The sequence below is a fragment of the Xanthomonas sp. DAR33341 genome, from assembly GCF_003992815.1.
Lineage (GTDB): Bacteria > Pseudomonadota > Gammaproteobacteria > Xanthomonadales > Xanthomonadaceae > Xanthomonas > Xanthomonas cissicola.
Genome location: NZ_QEYV01000037.1, coordinates 32,268 through 47,159, shown reverse-complemented (window position 1 = coordinate 47,159; position 14,892 = coordinate 32,268). Strand labels below are relative to the sequence as shown.

Here is a 14,892-nt window from a genome sequence, read left to right as displayed (position 1 = left end):
ACTGGGCGCACTTGACCTTTTTGGGATTGGTCCGATGCGCCATTGATGCCGCCGTCGAGATGACGGCCTTACCCGCTGCTGGTCCGGTTGGATCGGCGCGTGTGCTGGCATGCAATGGAGACCGGTATGCCCTGTCCGTCGCTGACGCTGGAACGCGTTGCGTATGTGCTGCCCGATGGCAGCCCGCTGTTTTCCGATCTGAACATCCATATCGACCAACGCGCTACCGGCCTGGTCGGGCGCAATGGCGTGGGCAAGAGCGTACTTGCGCGCCTGCTGGCCGGTGAACTGCTCCCCAGTGCCGGGCGGTGCGTGCGCAGTGGCCGCGTGCACTACCTGCCGCAACGGGTGAGCGTGGCGCCGGGGCAGCGCATTGCCGACCTGGCTGGTGTCGCGCCGCTGCTGGATGCGTTGGACCGCATTGCCGCTGGCAGTGTTGCGCCGGCCGATTTCGAACGCGTTGGGGAGCGCTGGACGGCCCATGCGCAATTTGCTGCCGAACTGGAACGGCAAGGCCTGGGTGGACGCGATCCGCATGCACCGGCCGCGCAACTGAGCGGCGGCGAAGCGATGCGCGTGGCGCTTGCCGGTGCGTTTGTGAGCCAGCCGGATGTTCTGATTCTGGACGAGCCCAGCAATCACCTGGATGGTCCGCAACGCCAGCGGCTGATGGATCGATTGCTGGCCTGGAGCGGCGGCTTGCTGGTGATCAGCCACGACCGCGGCGTGCTCGAGGCGATGCAGCGCATCCTGGACTTGTCCGCGCACGGGCTGCGCAGCTACGGCGGAAATTACGGATTCTATGCGCAGCAGCGCGCCAGCGAGCAGCGGGCCGCCAGCGATCTGCTGGCCCGGCGCAAACATGCACGCGCACGCGGCGAGCAGGTGTTGCGCGAGCAGCTGCAGCGTCAACAGCACCGCCAGGCACGCGGCGCGCGTGCTGCGGGGCAGGCCAATCAGGCCGCGATCCTGCTTGGCGGGCAGAAGCAGCGCAGCCAAGTCAGCGCAGGCCGACTGCAACAGCAACGTCAGGCCGAGCTGGCGCGGCTGAGCGAAGCGGTGGTGCAGGCTGCAGCGCAGGTGGAGGTCGATCCGGCGATCGCTGCGTTGGCGCCGACCTTGCCTGCCAACACGCCGCGGCGGCTGGCGACGCTGCGGCAGGTGGAAGTGGCGGACGCGCGGCTGGGCGGGCGACGCGTGGACCTGCTGCTGCAGGGGCGGTCGCGGATTGGTCTGGTTGGTCCGAACGGCAGCGGCAAGTCCGCCTTGCTCCAATTGCTGGCTGGGCGCCTGCAGCCAAGCGCAGGGCATTGCCAGGTGCACGTGCCGGTGGCGTATCTGGATCAGGACCTGGGGCTGCTGGACCCGGCGCGCTCGGCCGCTGCGCAACTGCAGGAGGCAAACCCGGGTGCGCCAGCCCACGTGCAGCGGCTGCGCCTGGCGCTGCTGGGGCTGGACCAGACACGTGCCGACCTGCCCTGCGGCCAGCTCAGCGGCGGCCAGCGGCTCAAGGCTGCGCTGGCCTGCGCGCTGTACCGGGCGCAGCCGGCGCACCTGCTGTTGCTGGACGAGCCCACCAACCACCTGGATCTGGCCTCGGTGGAAGCGATCGAGGCGCTGCTGCACGACCACCAGGGGGCGCTGATCGTCGCCTCGCATGATGCGGCCTTCCTGCAACGGTTGGGCCTGCAGCAGCGCCTGGACACCGCGCAGGCGCAGTGGCGGCTGGCGCCGTGGTGAACCGTGCAGTGTGCGACGCTGGCGCCGGGCTGGTAATGCCGGTCGCGATGGCCGACCATTTGCGGCCCGTCCACGGCGGCCGCGGCATTGCCCACCAGGGAGCTGGCCCGCCGTCCTGCTTTCACGCTCGCCGCCGCGGCCAGCGTCTTTATCGATACCTGCCTACGTGAAATTCTTCGCATCCTGCGCCAAGGGCCTGGAATACCTGCTTGCCGACGAGCTGCTTGCGCTCGGTGCCAGCAAGGCCACTGCCACTATTTCCGGCGTCAACGTCGAAGGCGAACTGCGCGATGCGCAGCGCGCCGTGCTGTGGTCGCGCCTGGCCAGCCGCGTGCTGTGGCCGCTGACCGAGTTCGATTGCCCGGACGAAGACGCGCTGTACGCCGGCGTGGCCGAACTGCCATGGGACGCGCATCTGTCGGTGGGGCATACGCTGTCGGTGGACGCGCATGTGTCCGGGACCGCCATCACCCACGCCCGCTACGCGGCGCAGCGCATCAAGGACGCGGTGGTCGACACCATGCGCCGGCAGGGGCTGGAGCGCCCGTCGGTGGACGTGGAAAACCCGGACCTGCGCCTGAACCTGTCGCTGCGCAAGGGCCGCGCCACCATTTCGGTGGACCTGGGCGGCGGCCCGCTGCATCGTCGCGGCTGGCGCATGGCGCAGAACGAGGCGCCGTTGAAGGAAAATCTGGCCGCAGCGGTACTGATGCGCGGCGGCTGGCCGCGCGCCTATGCCGATGGCGGCGGTCTACTCGACCCGATGTGCGGCAGCGGCACGCTGCTGATCGAAGGCGCGCTGATGGCCGCCGACGTCGCGCCCGGTCTGCAGCGCTACGGCAGCGATGTGCCAAGCCGCTGGCGCGGTTTCGACCGCGACCGCTGGCAGCAGCTGGTCGGTGAGGCGCGCGAACGCGATAGGGTCGGCCGCGCTGCGCTCAAGCAGGTGATCCATGGCAGCGATATGGACCCGCACGCCATCCGCGCTGCGAAAGAGAATGCGCAAGTGGCCGGCGTGGCCGAGGCGATCTGGTTCGGCGTGCGCGAGGTCGGTGAATTGCAGACCCCGCCGCAGGCCACCGGCGTGGTGGTGTGCAACCCGCCCTACGACGAGCGCCTGGCCGCCGATGCGGCGCTGTATCGCCGCCTGGGCGACACCTTGCAGCGCGTCGCGCCGCAGTGGCGTGCCAGCCTGCTGTGCGGCAATGCCGAGCTGGCGTATGCCACCGGCCTGCGCGCGGGCAAGAAATACCAGCTGTTCAACGGTGCGATCGAATGCGCGTTGATCGTCTGCGACCCGATTGCAGTGCCGCGGCGTACCCCGCTGGCGGCACCAACCGCGCTCAGCGAGGGCGCGCAGATGGTGGCCAACCGGCTGCGCAAGAATCTGCAGAAATTCAAGAAGTGGCGCGCACGCGAAGGCATCGAATGTTTCCGCGCCTACGACGCCGACCTACCGGAATATTCCGCCGCCATCGACGTGTACCAGCAGGCCGATGGCGACCGGCGCATCTTCCTGCATGTGCAGGAATACGCAGCGCCGGCGACGATTCCCGAGGCCGATGTGCGCCGTCGCCTCAACGAATTGCTGGCCGCCGCACGCGAGGTCTTCGAGGTACCGGCCGAGCGCGTGGCGCTGAAGTCGCGCGAACGCGGCAAGGGCGGCAGCAAGTACGGCCGCTTCGAGCAACGCAACGAAATCGTCCACGTGCGCGAACACGGCGCGTTGCTGCGCGTGAACCTGTTCGATTATCTGGATACCGGGCTGTTCCTGGACCATCGCCCGCTGCGCGGCACCATGGCGCAGCAGTGCAGGGGGCGCCGTTTCCTCAATCTGTTCTGCTACACCGGTGTGGCCAGCGTGGAAGCGGCGGTGGCCGGTGCGGCCTCCACCACCAGCGTGGATCTGTCTGCAACGTACCTGCAGTGGTGCGCCGATAATCTTGCGTTGAACGGGCTGGCCGGCAGCAAGCACAAACTGGTGCAGGCCGATGCATTGGCCTGGCTGGAAGCCGAGCGTGCGCACTTCGATGTGATCTTCTGCGACCCACCGACCTTCTCCAATTCTGCGCGCGCGGAAGATTTCGATATCCAGCGCGAGCACGTGCGTCTGTTGCGCGCGGCCGTGGCACGGTTGGCGCCGGGGGGGGTGTTGTATTTCTCCAATAACTTCCGTCGCTTCAAGCTGGACGAGGACGGGGTGGCGGAGTTCGCGCAGTGCGAAGAAATCAGCCCCCGCACCATCGACCCGGACTTCGAGCGGCATGCGCGCATCCATCGCGCCTGGCGGTTGACGGCCTGAGCTCGGGCCGGTTGCGTCCGATGGCGGGCCGGCATGGCCCGCAGGCGCCAGCAGACGCAGTTGCCAGGATGCCATGCGTGCAGGCGCGGGAGCGGTGCTTGCGACGACGCAACTGCTGCCGTGCATGAGGGGGAGGGTGGGACATGAGCGCAACGGACCCACAACAAGCCCAGCACGGGGCTGCGGTATGCTGATTCGCATGCTCTGGAGTCAACGATGACCGCACCACCTCGCATCGCTTTTCTTGCCAGCCCCGCCGAGCCGGCGGTGGCCGCGCGTGCGCGCCTTACGCAGCGCTATGGCGACCATGCGCTGGACAGCGCCGACATCGTCTGTGCGCTGGGCGGCGATGGGTTCATGCTGCAAACGCTGCACCGGCATGGCGCCTCCGACAAGCCGGTGTTCGGCATGAAGCTGGGCTCGGTCGGCTTTTTGATGAACCAGTACCGCGACAACGAGGACGACCTGCTCGAGCGCCTGCAGCGCGCCGAGCCGGCGTACCTGCGGCCGCTGGAAATGCAGGTGCAGACCGAATCCGGGGCCAGTGCCGGCTCGCTGGCCTACAACGAGGTCTCGCTGTTGCGGCAGACCCGGCAGGCCGCGCATCTCAGCATTGATCTCAACGGCCAGACCCGCATCGCCGAGCTGATCGGCGATGGCGTGATGGTGGCCACGCCGGCCGGCAGCACGGCGTACAACTATTCCGCGCACGGGCCGATCCTGCCGCTGGGCTCGCATACGTTGGCGCTGACGCCGATCGCACCGTATCGTCCGCGACGCTGGCGCGGCGCCATCCTCAAGGCAGATACCGAAGTGCGCTTTCGCGTGCTCGACCCGTACAAGCGCCCGGTCAGCGTCACCGCCGACTCGCACGAAATTCGCGACGTGGTCGAAGTGACCATCCGCGAATCCGCGCAGCGCCAGGTCACGTTGTTGTTCGATCCCGAACACAATCTGGAGGAGCGCATCTTCAGCGAGCAGTTTGCGGTGTGAAAGGCGGGGATCCGGGATTCGAGATTCGGGATTGGCAACGGCAGCAGCGTGCCACGTCGTCTTTAGAATCGCGCGCACGCGCTACGATGCTGCGCGGATGGGCGATCCAATCCCGACCTCCAGTTCCCGCTTTAAACCAATCCCCGAATCCCGAATCCCGCCCCAATGACCGATAACTCCCCCAGGCTCCTGACCGTCGCGGTGACCTCGCGCGCCCTGTTCGATCTCGAAGAAGGCCATGCGCTGTTCGAGGCCGACGGAGTGGAGGCGTATTCGGCGTTCCAGCGCGAGCATGAGGACGACATCCTGCAACCTGGCGTTGCGTTCCCGGTGGTGCGCAAGCTGCTGGCGCTCAATCACGATGTGCCCGAGGACGCGCCGCGGGTGGAAGTCATCCTGCTGTCACGCAATTCCGCCGATACCGGTCTGCGCATCTTCAACTCGATCCAGCATTACAACCTGGGCATCGTGCGTGCCACCTTCACCTCGGGCGAGCCGACCTGGCCCTACGTCAAGCCATTCGGGACCGATCTGTTCCTGTCGGCCAATCCGGAATCGGTGCGCCGTGCGCTGAGCCATGGCATCGCGGCGGCGACCATCATGCCGCGCGCACTGGGCGAACGCGCCGAGGCCGCCGCGGCAATCGTGGACAACGACGAAAGCCGGCTGTCGACGCAGCTGCGGATCGCCTTCGATGGCGATGCGGTGATCTTCGGCGACGAGAGCGAACGTATCTCGCGCGAGCAGGGCGTGGAGGCCTTCGGGCGTCACGAGCGCGAACGCGCGCGCGAGCCGTTGTCGGTGGGGCCGTTCCGTAATTTCCTGTCGGCGCTGCATACCTTGCAGGCGGCCTTTCCGCCCGGCCAGGCCTCGCCGATCCGCACGGCGCTGGTCACCGCGCGCTCGGCCCCGGCGCATGAGCGGGTGATCCGCACGTTGCGCGAGTGGGGCGTGCGTCTGGACGAGGCGCTGTTCCTTGGCGGGCGTCACAAGGGCCCGTTCCTTCAGGCGTTTGGTGCGGATATCTTCTTCGACGACTCGCAGCACAACATCGACAGTGCCCGCCAGCATCAGCATGTGGCCGCCGGCCATGTGCCGCACGGCGTGGCCAACGAAGGGTAAGGCGAAGGCGGCTACGTCGCTCAACCGGCATCATGACGCCGGCGACATCTCCAACTGGAGGTTCACCACCTTCCAGCGCAACCCCTGTGGTTCCAGCACCACCTTCAGTGGTGGTTCGCCGGGGGCGCGTTCGACGTCGATCACGAAGCGGTCCAGCGCCTCGAAGCGGTGTTTGGCGTTTTTCAGCGGTCGTGCTGGCTCGGTGGGGCCGAAGGGATCGCCGCCCTGCAGTTCATTGCGGCCGCGCTTCCACAGCACATGCCCCTGCAACAGTGCACCGATGCCGATCGGCGTCACCAGCGTATCCACCGCTGCACCACCGAGTTGGTTCCCCAGGCCATACAGCAACGTGCCCCACGGACTGGCGGCGAGGTCTGGACCGGCTTGCCGCACCAGATAATCGTTGAGCTGGGCGCGCAGGCTGCTGCGCACACGCGGGAAGTCGACATAACGTTCCAGTGCAGCGGTGTCGCGTTGCTCGATGGCCTTGGACAGGCCATGCATGGTCATGTAAGGCCCGCCGAACCACCACGCAGTGACGGTCAGCAGGAAAGCGATGAGGACGCCGATGGCTTTTTTCATGCCGCCCAGACTGCCGCAATCGCGGCCGCGACAGGTGAAGATCAGTGACTTGGGGAGCCGAGGCCATCGCCGACTGCGTATTGATGCCGGTGTGGCGGATCAAGCCGCGTTCGCGCAGGCGCTGCATAGCCAGCAGCAGGTCGTCGTTGATGTCGTGCTCGCTGGCGCCATGTGGCTGGCAGATGTCGAGATAGTCCAAGCCAAGATTGCGCAGCGATGTTTGGCAACTGGCCCTGATCGCTGCAACAGAGAAGTCACGCCGTTGCGCACCACTGGCACCGGCCTGGCCGGTCAACGTACCGCCCTTGCTGGACACGACAAGCGAATCCCGCGAACGCTGCGCCAGCAGGGGGCGCAGGATCCGTCGCAGGCGCGGTTGCGCATGGAAGGCGGAGTAGTGGTGGCCGGTATCGAGCAGGTTCGCGCCCTGCGCCAGCGCGTGCTCGACCACCCGTGCGGCGGCGCCTTCGTCGAAGCGCCGATGGCCCCAAGAGCCGGAACATCCCTAACCGATCGGCGAGACCAATAGCCTGGTGCGGCCCAGCGTCCGGCGCTGTTGGCCTAGCGGTAGATCCTGTGTCATCAAAATTCCAGGTCCAAGGCCGCGCACAGGTAATCGACGAACGGCGCCAGGATCACCAGGTCCGCCTCGATGGTCTGGCGCAGTCGCGGCCCGGTCATGATGCTGTCGTCCAGGTGACGCAGATACGCCCAGTTGCGGTGCTTGAGATCGTCGATGAACTCGAAATCGTTGGGGAAGCCGCGCGGTGCCCGCACCAGTTTTTCGCTGTCGTCCAGGCTGAATTTGCGCAGCAATTTCGGGTTATGCGCAGCGGCCTTCCAGCTGCCGGGGTTGTCGAAAATGAACTGGCGCAGCTTGCGTTGCGTGTCCGGCTCCGGATGCCACAGGCCGGCGCCGACAAAACTTTCGCCGGGCTGCAGATGGAGATAGAACGATGGCGCCGGCATCTGGCGGCGGCGCTCATGGAACAGGCGCGCGCCTTGCCAGTTCTTGTACGGCGATTTGTCGTTGGAAAACCGCGCATCGCGATAGATGCGGAACAGCGAGCCGCCCTGGGTCCTGGGATCGGCGCGATAGTGTTCGCTGACCTGTGCCAGTGCAGGCTGCAGATCGGTGATCAGCTGCAGGAACGGCTGGCGCACATGCGCTTCATACTGATGCCGATGGTCGTTGAACCAGGTCTTGTCGTTGTGGCGGGCCAGGGCGCGTAGGAACTTGAAGCTGGCGTCGGAAAAGTAGGTGGTCATAGCGTGCGTTGGAGGTCCGAACCCCAGGCGGCGAGCTGGTCGAGTAGGGCTTGCTTGGTAGCATCGTCGGGGTGAGCACCCCGTAAATCCGCGATCTGCGCGTGGTATTGCTCCAGGGTGACTTCGCCCAGGCCGCGGTCTTGGAGCAGGCGCTGGCGGCGATACACGTTCCAGCGCTCCTGTTCCTCGAACGAGAGTGTCTGCGGCCAGTTGCGCGCGCGGTAGCGAAACAGCAGCTCGATCAGGCGCGGATCGCGAAAGCGCGCTTCCAGCGCGCCCAGTTCGTCCGGCGCGCTGGCGCGGACCTGCGCAAGCAGGCGTTTGTCGCCTTCGGCCACAAAGCCATCGTAGAGCGAGGCGTCGGCATCGTTGACCGCCGCGGCCGCGGCGCGTTCGCTGCCGTAGACCTGGCGCACCTTCTCGGCAAGTTCAGGGCCCAATGCGCGCAACCGTGCCGCCTTGGCCACTACCGCGTCGTGATCCACACCCAGGCGCTCGAAATCCGCAGCGCGCAGATGCTGCCAGGCTACCAGCGCGGGCGACTTGTTCAGATGCACTTCTTTTAGCGGAATACGCTGTTCGCCTTCCGGCAAATCCGCGGCGCGGATATACAGGCGGTCTGCAATATCGTCGGGGCTGAGCCGCAACAGCACCTCCGGGTCGCCCTCCAGATCGAATACGATCACGCGGCTGTCGATGCGCGGGTGGCGCGTCAGCGGCAGTACCGCCGCAGCGCAAAGGCGCGAGGCGGGGTAACGCTGCGAAACATGCAGCACCGGTTGCATCGCAATGACATCCAGCAAGGCGGCTGCAAAGCGCTTGTCGCGCAGGCGCAACGCGTAGTCCCACAACTTCGGCTGGTGCTGCTGGAATTTGCGCGCCATGCCGATGGTGGCGTACACGTCCGACAAGGCTTCGTGCGCATCGCCTTCGCGCACATCGTTGGCATCGGCCAGGTGCTCCAGCTTGAACGAGGTGGCGCCATCTTCGCGCTGTGGCCAGACGATGCCGTCCGGGCGCAGCGCGTGTACCAGTCGCAGCACATCCAGCAAATCCCAGCGGGAATTGCCGCCACGCCACTCGCGCTCGTACGGGTCGTAGAAATTGCGGAACAGGCCGCAGCGGATGAATTCGTCGTCGAAGCGGATCGAGTTGTAGCCCAGCGTGCAGGTCTGCGGTCGGCCCATCTGTTCGGCGATGCGTGCGAACGCCTCGGCCTCGGTGACGCCTTCGCGCAGCGCGTGCTGCGGGGTGATGCCGGTCACCATGGTGGCGTAGGGCGAGGGCAGCAGATCGTCGGCCGGCTGCACGAAAAAGCTGATGGGCTCTTCGATCACGCGCAGTTGCGCGTCGGTGCGCACTGCAGCGAACTGTGCAATGCGGGTGCGGCGTGGATCCTGGCCGAAGGTTTCCAGGTCGTAGAAGAGAAAGCTGTCAGGCATGCGGGTACGACATCCAGATGCGCGGCGCACGGCGTATGCGCTGCCGGGGTCGCCTAGTATCCCCCATCGCGGCAACGCCACGCGAAGAGCAGCTAACAAAACGACTGCGCAGCCGCCAGGCGGGTGCGGCCGGTGCTCGGAATCGGCATGTACCACTCGTATACTGCGGTTCTGAGCGCGCCGTCCGCGCCCACCTGACGGCTGCTCGCTACGTTTTGTCAGCCGCTGTAAGGCGTGGCCGTGCGGGAGGTGAGCCACGTCCACGGGCGAAGCGCTCGCGTAGCGGGCCGGGTGCGGCTTTGTCAGGCGCTAGCCACTACACATGGGGCGCTTGCAGGTGCTGGCAGCTGCAGCACCGCACCGAAGAGACATCCTTTCCGCACGCCAATCGCAAGCCTGCTCGTCACCGTCGCCGCTGCAAGCATCAATGCCGTCCTCCGCGTCCTCCGCAGACGTCAGTGCGCGCCGTCTAGCGGCTCCAGGCGTGCGTGCACAACCGCTTCCAAGGCGGACCAGTCGATGCGCGACAGATCGCTGTGCCCGCGCGTGGCCTGCACCAGGATCTCGCGCTGGATCTCGCTGCGCGCCAGCGCAATCGAGTAGCGCGTGCGCAGGAACGTCACCATGGTGTAGTGCGGCACGAAGCGGGTGGGCCAGCGCGCCTGCAACTGCTGTTCGAGCTCGCGCTGCAGCAGGAAGTCGGGGTCGTCGACGCGGTCGCGCATTTCCAGGTAGTTCTCCAGCGCCATCTGCTGGATGGCGGCCGCATCGTCGCGACGCGCAGCCTCGAAGGCCGCGAACGCGCTTGCCAGGTCGTCGTGCGCGTCCAGTTGATCTGCCAGTGCCACGCAATCTTCGAATGCGCAATTCATGCCCTGGCCATGGAACGGCACCATCGCATGGGCGGCGTCGCCGATCAGCAATGCGCGGCCATCCAGATGCCAGCGATCCAGGGTCAGCGTGCCGAGCAGCCCGGGCGGATGCTCTTCCCAATGTTCCTTGAGTTGCGGAATCAGCGGCAATGCGTCCGGGAAATCGCGTGCGAACAAGGCGAATGCTTCATCGCCGGTACGCGTGGTGGCGAAGCTCGGCTCGCCGGCGTTGGGCAGGAACAGGGTGACGGTGAACGTACCGCCATCGTTGGGCAGCGCGATACACATGTAGCGCCCGCGCGGCCAGATATGCAGCGCGTTGCCTTCGATCCGGAATCCGCCACCCGGCTGCGGCGGAATTTCCAGTTCCTTGTACGAGTGATCGAGGAATTCGGTGCGTTCGCCCAGCGGCGATTTGCGCTGCATCGCTGCGCGCAAGGCCGAGCCGGCGCCATCGCTGCCGATCAAACTCTGAAAGTGGATCTCGTGCGGCTGGTCGTCGCGGTCGTCGATGAAGCGCGCATAGCCGGCGTCGAAATCCACGGTATGCAGGCGGCGATAGAAGTGCACGCGCGCGCCGGCCTGTTCGGCCAGATCGAGCAGGGCGACATTCAGCGCGGCGCGATGGATCGACCAGATCACCTCGCTGTCGTCGCGCCCGTAGCGTTGCAGCTGCGGTTGCCCGACCAAGGGGTGCACCATGCGCCCACGCATCATCACCGCCTTGGCCATCACCGCATCTTCGGCGCCGGCCTGGCGCAGCGCATGCCGGCCGCGTTCGGCCAGCGCCAGATTGATCGAGCGGCCGGACTCGTAGCCCTTGATGCGCGGGTCGCCACGCCGTTCGTACACGGTGACCTGCCAGCCGCGACGCGACAGCAGGATGGCCAGCAGACAACCGGCCAGACCGGCGCCGATCAGGGTCAGGGAACGCTGAGAAACTGGGCTCAATGCAATGTCCGGAAGCAGCCGGACGCAGCGCCGGCGAAAAGGGGAAGACAGCGAATGGCAGCAACGCCGGGCGGGCTGGGAGTGTACGTGGGCGCGCGGCGATTCCGCGTGCCATACAGGTGCGCTGGAGGCACTGCAGTCAGACTGCCGCGCTCAAGCAGCCGCCCAGGCTTCCACCTGCTCCACGAAGGTATGCAGATCGCTGAAGCGGTTGTACAGCGGCACAGGCGCAATACGGATCACGTCCGGTTCGCGCCAGTCGCCAAGCACGCCGGCTGCGTGGAGGTGCTCGAACAGCGCGCGGCCCCGTGCGCGTCCGCCGGCCACCCGCAGCGAGAGCTGGCAACCGCGTCGCGCTGGTTCTACCGGCGTGACGATCTGCAGCACCTGCGGCACCCGCGCGTGGATCAGCTGCTCCAGATGCCCGGTGAGCTGTTCGGACTTGGCGCGCAATGCAGCCATGCCGGCCTGGTCGAACAACGCCAGCGAGGCGCGCAGCGGTGCCAGCGCCAGCACCGGTGGATTGCTCAGCTGCCAGCCTTCGGCACCGGGCGAGGGCACGAACTGCGGGTCCATACGGAAGCGGGTCTGCTGCTCATGTCCCCACCAGCCGGCCATGCGCGGCAGGTCGCTCGTCGCATGCCGCGCGTGCACGAAGCAACCGCCCACCGCGCCGGGACCGGCGTTGAGATATTTGTAGTGGCACCACACCGCGAAATCCACGCTGTCGTCGTGCAGGGTCAGCGGGAGATTGCCCACCGCATGCGCCAGATCGAAACCCACCGCCGCGCCCTGCGCGCGCGCCAGCCGCACGATTTCGGCTAGGTCGAAGGCCTGCCCGGTGCGGTACTGGATGCCCGGCCACAGCACCAACGCCAGGTGCGGACCATGCTGCGCAATGGCCTCGGCGATGGCCGACATCGACACGGTGCCGTTGGGTTCGTCGGCTTCCACTTCGATCAGATGCGTGGCCGGGTCCAGCCCGTGCAGGCGCAGTTGCGATTCCACCGCATGGCGGTCGGACGGAAATGCGCCAGCTTCGATCAGGATCGCGCCGCGCTCGGCAGTGGGACGATAAAAGCTCGCCATCATCAGATGCAGATTGACGCTGAGGGTGTTCATCGCCACCACTTCGCCGGGTTGCGCACCGACCACGCGCGCCAGCGCGTCACGCACCAACTGGTGGTACGTCAGCCATTGGGTCGGGCCGGTGAAGTGGCCTTCCACCGCCAGCGCACCCCACTGGTCGAGCACCTCGTCCACCATCGCGCGGGCCGCGCGCGGCTGCAGGCCGAGCGAATTGCCGACGAAATAGGTCTGATCGTCATCGCCGTGCTGCGGGAACACGAAGGCATCGCGCAGGTTGCGCAGCGGGTCGGCGGCATCCAGTGCAGCAGCATGGGCGCGGGACAGCGGGTCGGTCATCGTCGGGCTCGCAACACGGATCAGGGCGGCAGTTTACCCGCCGGCATCGTGCACGCCGTCATGCACGGCCGGCGCGCCGGCCGAGGCCGGTCGGGCAGGGCGCAGCAGGTGGGTGAGCGTGCCGATGCTGTCGGTGACGCGGTCGATGGTGTCGGCCAGCGCGGCGGTGGCTGGGGAACTGTCGGGCAATGCGGCCAACGCATCGGAAAGCTGGCGCTCGGCGTTGCGCAAGGTAGCCGCGGCAGGGGTGCCGCCAGTGCGCAGGCCGTCGATCACCGCGGACAGCGCCTCATCGGCCTGCTGCGCAAAGCTGGGCAACGCGTCCAGCGTGGGTAGCGGATGGCCATCTCGCAGTACCGCTTCCAGCAACAGGCTGGCGCGGATCAGCCGGTTGCCATTGGCCAGCAGCGATTCGGCCAGCTTGAGCTCCTGCAGATTGCGACGGCTGCGCGGTTCGCCACGCAAACGCTCGATCGAGGCCTGGGCATTGGTGCGTGCAACACGCGCGGCGGCACGCGTATCGCTCAGGCCCTCCATCTGGCCGAGCAGCAAATGGCGCAGATGGTCGCGATATGCGCTGAGCAATTGCGCCAGCGAGGCGCGAATCTGCCGGCGTTCGCGGGTGGGCCACAATGCATAGGCGACCAGCGCCAGCGCGCTGCCGGCCACGGTCGCCTGCAGGCGCGCGCCGACCGCTTCGCCCGGTGCCACGCCTTCGAAGGACAGCAGCAGCACCAGCATGCCGGTCAAAAACGCCACGCCGATGCCGTAGTTCACCTGCGTCAGCAACCGAAACCCAAGGCAAAACAGCGCCAGCAGGGCCATACGGATGCTGGCGCCGTCCATCGCCAGATGCGCGAGCAAGGTGGCCAGTAATAGGCCGACGAAGGTGCCGGCCACGCGCAACGCGCCAAAGCTGAAGGTGCCGCCGAAATCCGGTTTGAGCACGATGGCGGTGGTCATCGGAATCCAGAAGCCGTGCGGGATTTGCTGCCAGCGCTGGAAGGCGATGGCCAGCGCCAGGCACACGCCGCAACGCAACGCGTGCCGGAAGGCGACCGACGACAGGTCCAGATTTGCGCGCAACGTGGCCCAGGTCGCGGCCGGGCGCAGCACCGACGGCAGCCGCGCTTCGGCCAGTTGCGCCTGGATTTCGCCACGGCTGCTGGCCCAGTGCGCGTTGCGGATCAGCGCGCGTAGCTGGCCGCCCAGGCCCTGTGCGCGCGCGACGGCGACGCGCACCAGGCGGCGTTCGCGCGTATCGGCATTGTCGTGCTGAAACCGTGCCAATGCCCCGACCAGGTCGTCGAACCCGGTCATCGAGGCATTGGCTGCCTGCGGGTCTTCGCCCATGGTCATCGCGTGCGCGAGCTGTTCCAGCACGATGGCGCTGCGTTCGAGCACGCGTTCGATCGCCGGGCGCGCCTGCGAGTCGGTCAGGCGCGTCTCGGCATCGGCCAACGACAGCAGCTCCAGCCGCACGCGATCGCACAGCTCGGCGATGATGCGAAAGCTCTGCACCGCGATCGCGCGCGAGCGATGCTCGCCGTGCAGCATCACCATCGCGTCGAGCACTTCCTGCGTCGCCGGCGGCGCCGCACTGGCGTCCGGGCGCTGCCGCGCGCTGCCGGCCAGCTGGCGCATCAGCTCTGCCAATGCAAAGCGTTCCGGGCGATAACTCTGCAGCGGCCACGCCGCCAACGCCAGCACCACCTGCAGCAGGCCGCCAGCGAAGATCAGCGCCGCCACACCGGGTGCCTGCTGCACCGGCAGCCGCATGTCTGCGCTGACGACCAGCAGGATCATGCTGGTCAGGCCCACCCGCGCGGCCACCGGTCCGAGCGCCACCAGCAAGCCGCCGCCCAGGCCGAGCAACAGGCCGGCCACTACCAGCGCCGGCGTATTGTGCCCGACCCAGATGCCGAGCAAGGCAGCCAGGCCGGCCGCCAGGGCTGCCATCAACATGCGTTGCAGACGCGCACGATACGGCCCGGGCTGGTCGGAGAACATGGTATTGAGCGCGCCGCTGCACACTGCCAAACCGGCGGCAACCTGCCCGGTCGCCCCCCCGATCGCCAGCGGCAGGACGACTGCAGCGGTGTTGCGCAGCGCGACGCGCAAGGGCACATCGCGTGGTTTGAGGTCGATCAGTGCGCGCAGCATGGTGCCGGTTTCGGAGCATGCGAGCGCCAAA

The 14,892-nt window shown here is 67.1% G+C and carries 11 protein-coding genes, 1 other RNA gene and 1 pseudogene; 6 read left to right on the top strand and 7 right to left on the bottom strand.

Annotated features, from left to right (window positions below; translation table 11 throughout):
- The first annotated feature begins 126 nt into the window (after positions 1 to 126).
- From EO156_RS18720 to EO156_RS18700, 5 genes are all read left to right on the top strand, one after another.
- Positions 127 to 1,740 carry an ABC-F family ATP-binding cassette domain-containing protein gene (locus EO156_RS18720; protein ID WP_029828673.1) on the top strand — a complete coding sequence of 538 codons (1,614 nt, stop codon included), beginning with the start codon at positions 127 to 129 and terminating at the stop codon, positions 1,738 to 1,740.
- Positions 1,719 to 1,910: a hypothetical protein gene (locus EO156_RS18715; protein ID WP_078514592.1), complete on the top strand. Its 192-nt coding sequence runs from the start codon at positions 1,719 to 1,721 to the stop codon at positions 1,908 to 1,910. The genes EO156_RS18720 and EO156_RS18715 overlap by 22 nt, the downstream gene beginning before the upstream one ends.
- Positions 1,907 to 4,042 (top strand): bifunctional 23S rRNA (guanine(2069)-N(7))-methyltransferase RlmK/23S rRNA (guanine(2445)-N(2))-methyltransferase RlmL, encoded by a 2,136-nt coding sequence (gene rlmKL / locus EO156_RS18710; RefSeq protein ID WP_029828676.1) that lies wholly within the window; start codon positions 1,907 to 1,909, stop codon positions 4,040 to 4,042. Before EO156_RS18715 ends, rlmKL begins: the two co-directional genes overlap by 4 nt.
- Before the next feature lie 216 nt (positions 4,043 to 4,258).
- Complete coding sequence (locus EO156_RS18705) at positions 4,259 to 5,035, top strand: NAD kinase (protein ID WP_003485927.1); 777 nt, start codon at positions 4,259 to 4,261, stop codon at positions 5,033 to 5,035.
- 165 nt (positions 5,036 to 5,200) lie between these two features.
- On the top strand, positions 5,201 to 6,157 hold the full coding sequence (locus EO156_RS18700; protein ID WP_005919764.1) for a 5'-nucleotidase: 957 nt from the start codon (positions 5,201 to 5,203) through the stop codon (positions 6,155 to 6,157).
- A 30-nt stretch (positions 6,158 to 6,187) separates the two neighbouring features.
- On the opposite strand, the gene EO156_RS18695 is transcribed toward EO156_RS18700, so the two are convergent.
- The 4 genes and pseudogenes from EO156_RS18695 to sbcB form a co-directional block, all read right to left on the bottom strand.
- On the bottom strand, positions 6,188 to 6,739 hold the full coding sequence (locus EO156_RS18695) for a DUF2939 domain-containing protein (RefSeq protein WP_016849634.1): 552 nt from the start codon (positions 6,737 to 6,739) through the stop codon (positions 6,188 to 6,190).
- Positions 6,740 to 6,806: 67 nt separating this feature from the next.
- A pseudogene (locus tag EO156_RS18690) lies at positions 6,807 to 7,322 on the bottom strand (aldo/keto reductase); the annotation flags it as partial.
- Complete coding sequence (locus tag EO156_RS18685) at positions 7,322 to 8,008, bottom strand: DUF2461 domain-containing protein (RefSeq protein ID WP_011051021.1); 687 nt, start codon at positions 8,006 to 8,008, stop codon at positions 7,322 to 7,324. The pseudogene EO156_RS18690 and the gene EO156_RS18685, both read right to left, overlap by 1 nt.
- A complete protein-coding gene (gene sbcB, locus EO156_RS18680; RefSeq protein WP_016849636.1) occupies positions 8,005 to 9,450 on the bottom strand; it encodes an exodeoxyribonuclease I in 1,446 nt (481 codons plus the stop codon). The genes EO156_RS18685 and sbcB overlap by 4 nt, the downstream gene beginning before the upstream one ends.
- Before the next feature lie 147 nt (positions 9,451 to 9,597).
- Between sbcB and EO156_RS18675 the strand changes: the two genes are divergently transcribed.
- Positions 9,598 to 9,674, top strand: a non-coding RNA gene (locus EO156_RS18675) — sX9 sRNA.
- A gap of 231 nt (positions 9,675 to 9,905) precedes the next feature.
- Here the strand turns inward: EO156_RS18675 and EO156_RS18670 are convergent.
- From EO156_RS18670 to EO156_RS18660, 3 genes are all read right to left on the bottom strand, one after another.
- Entirely contained in the window at positions 9,906 to 11,273 is a 1,368-nt protein-coding gene (locus tag EO156_RS18670) for an NAD(P)/FAD-dependent oxidoreductase (protein ID WP_003485915.1), read from the bottom strand.
- Positions 11,274 to 11,426: 153 nt separating this feature from the next.
- Entirely contained in the window at positions 11,427 to 12,698 is a 1,272-nt protein-coding gene (gene kynU / locus EO156_RS18665; RefSeq protein ID WP_016849637.1) for a kynureninase, read from the bottom strand.
- 33 nt (positions 12,699 to 12,731) lie between these two features.
- Positions 12,732 to 14,861, bottom strand: coding sequence for an FUSC family protein (locus EO156_RS18660; protein ID WP_033482733.1), 2,130 nt, complete (start codon positions 14,859 to 14,861; stop codon positions 12,732 to 12,734).
- Between the last annotated feature and the right edge of the window lie 31 nt (positions 14,862 to 14,892).

What these genes read in the sequence shown, in the direction of transcription:
- EO156_RS18720 (WP_029828673.1), top strand. Translation starts at nt 127, where the DNA reads ATGCCCTGTCCGTCGCTGACGCTGGAACGCGTTGCGTATGTGCTGCCC.
- EO156_RS18705 (WP_003485927.1), top strand. Translation starts at nt 4,259, where the DNA reads ATGACCGCACCACCTCGCATCGCTTTTCTTGCCAGCCCCGCCGAGCCG.
- EO156_RS18700 (WP_005919764.1), top strand. Translation starts at nt 5,201, where the DNA reads ATGACCGATAACTCCCCCAGGCTCCTGACCGTCGCGGTGACCTCGCGC.
- EO156_RS18695 (WP_016849634.1), bottom strand. Translation starts at nt 6,739, where the DNA reads ATGAAAAAAGCCATCGGCGTCCTCATCGCTTTCCTGCTGACCGTCACT.
- EO156_RS18685 (WP_011051021.1), bottom strand. Translation starts at nt 8,008, where the DNA reads ATGACCACCTACTTTTCCGACGCCAGCTTCAAGTTCCTACGCGCCCTG.
- sbcB (WP_016849636.1), bottom strand. Translation starts at nt 9,450, where the DNA reads ATGCCTGACAGCTTTCTCTTCTACGACCTGGAAACCTTCGGCCAGGAT.
- kynU (WP_016849637.1), bottom strand. Translation starts at nt 12,698, where the DNA reads ATGACCGACCCGCTGTCCCGCGCCCATGCTGCTGCACTGGATGCCGCC.
- EO156_RS18660 (WP_033482733.1), bottom strand. Translation starts at nt 14,861, where the DNA reads ATGCTGCGCGCACTGATCGACCTCAAACCACGCGATGTGCCCTTGCGC.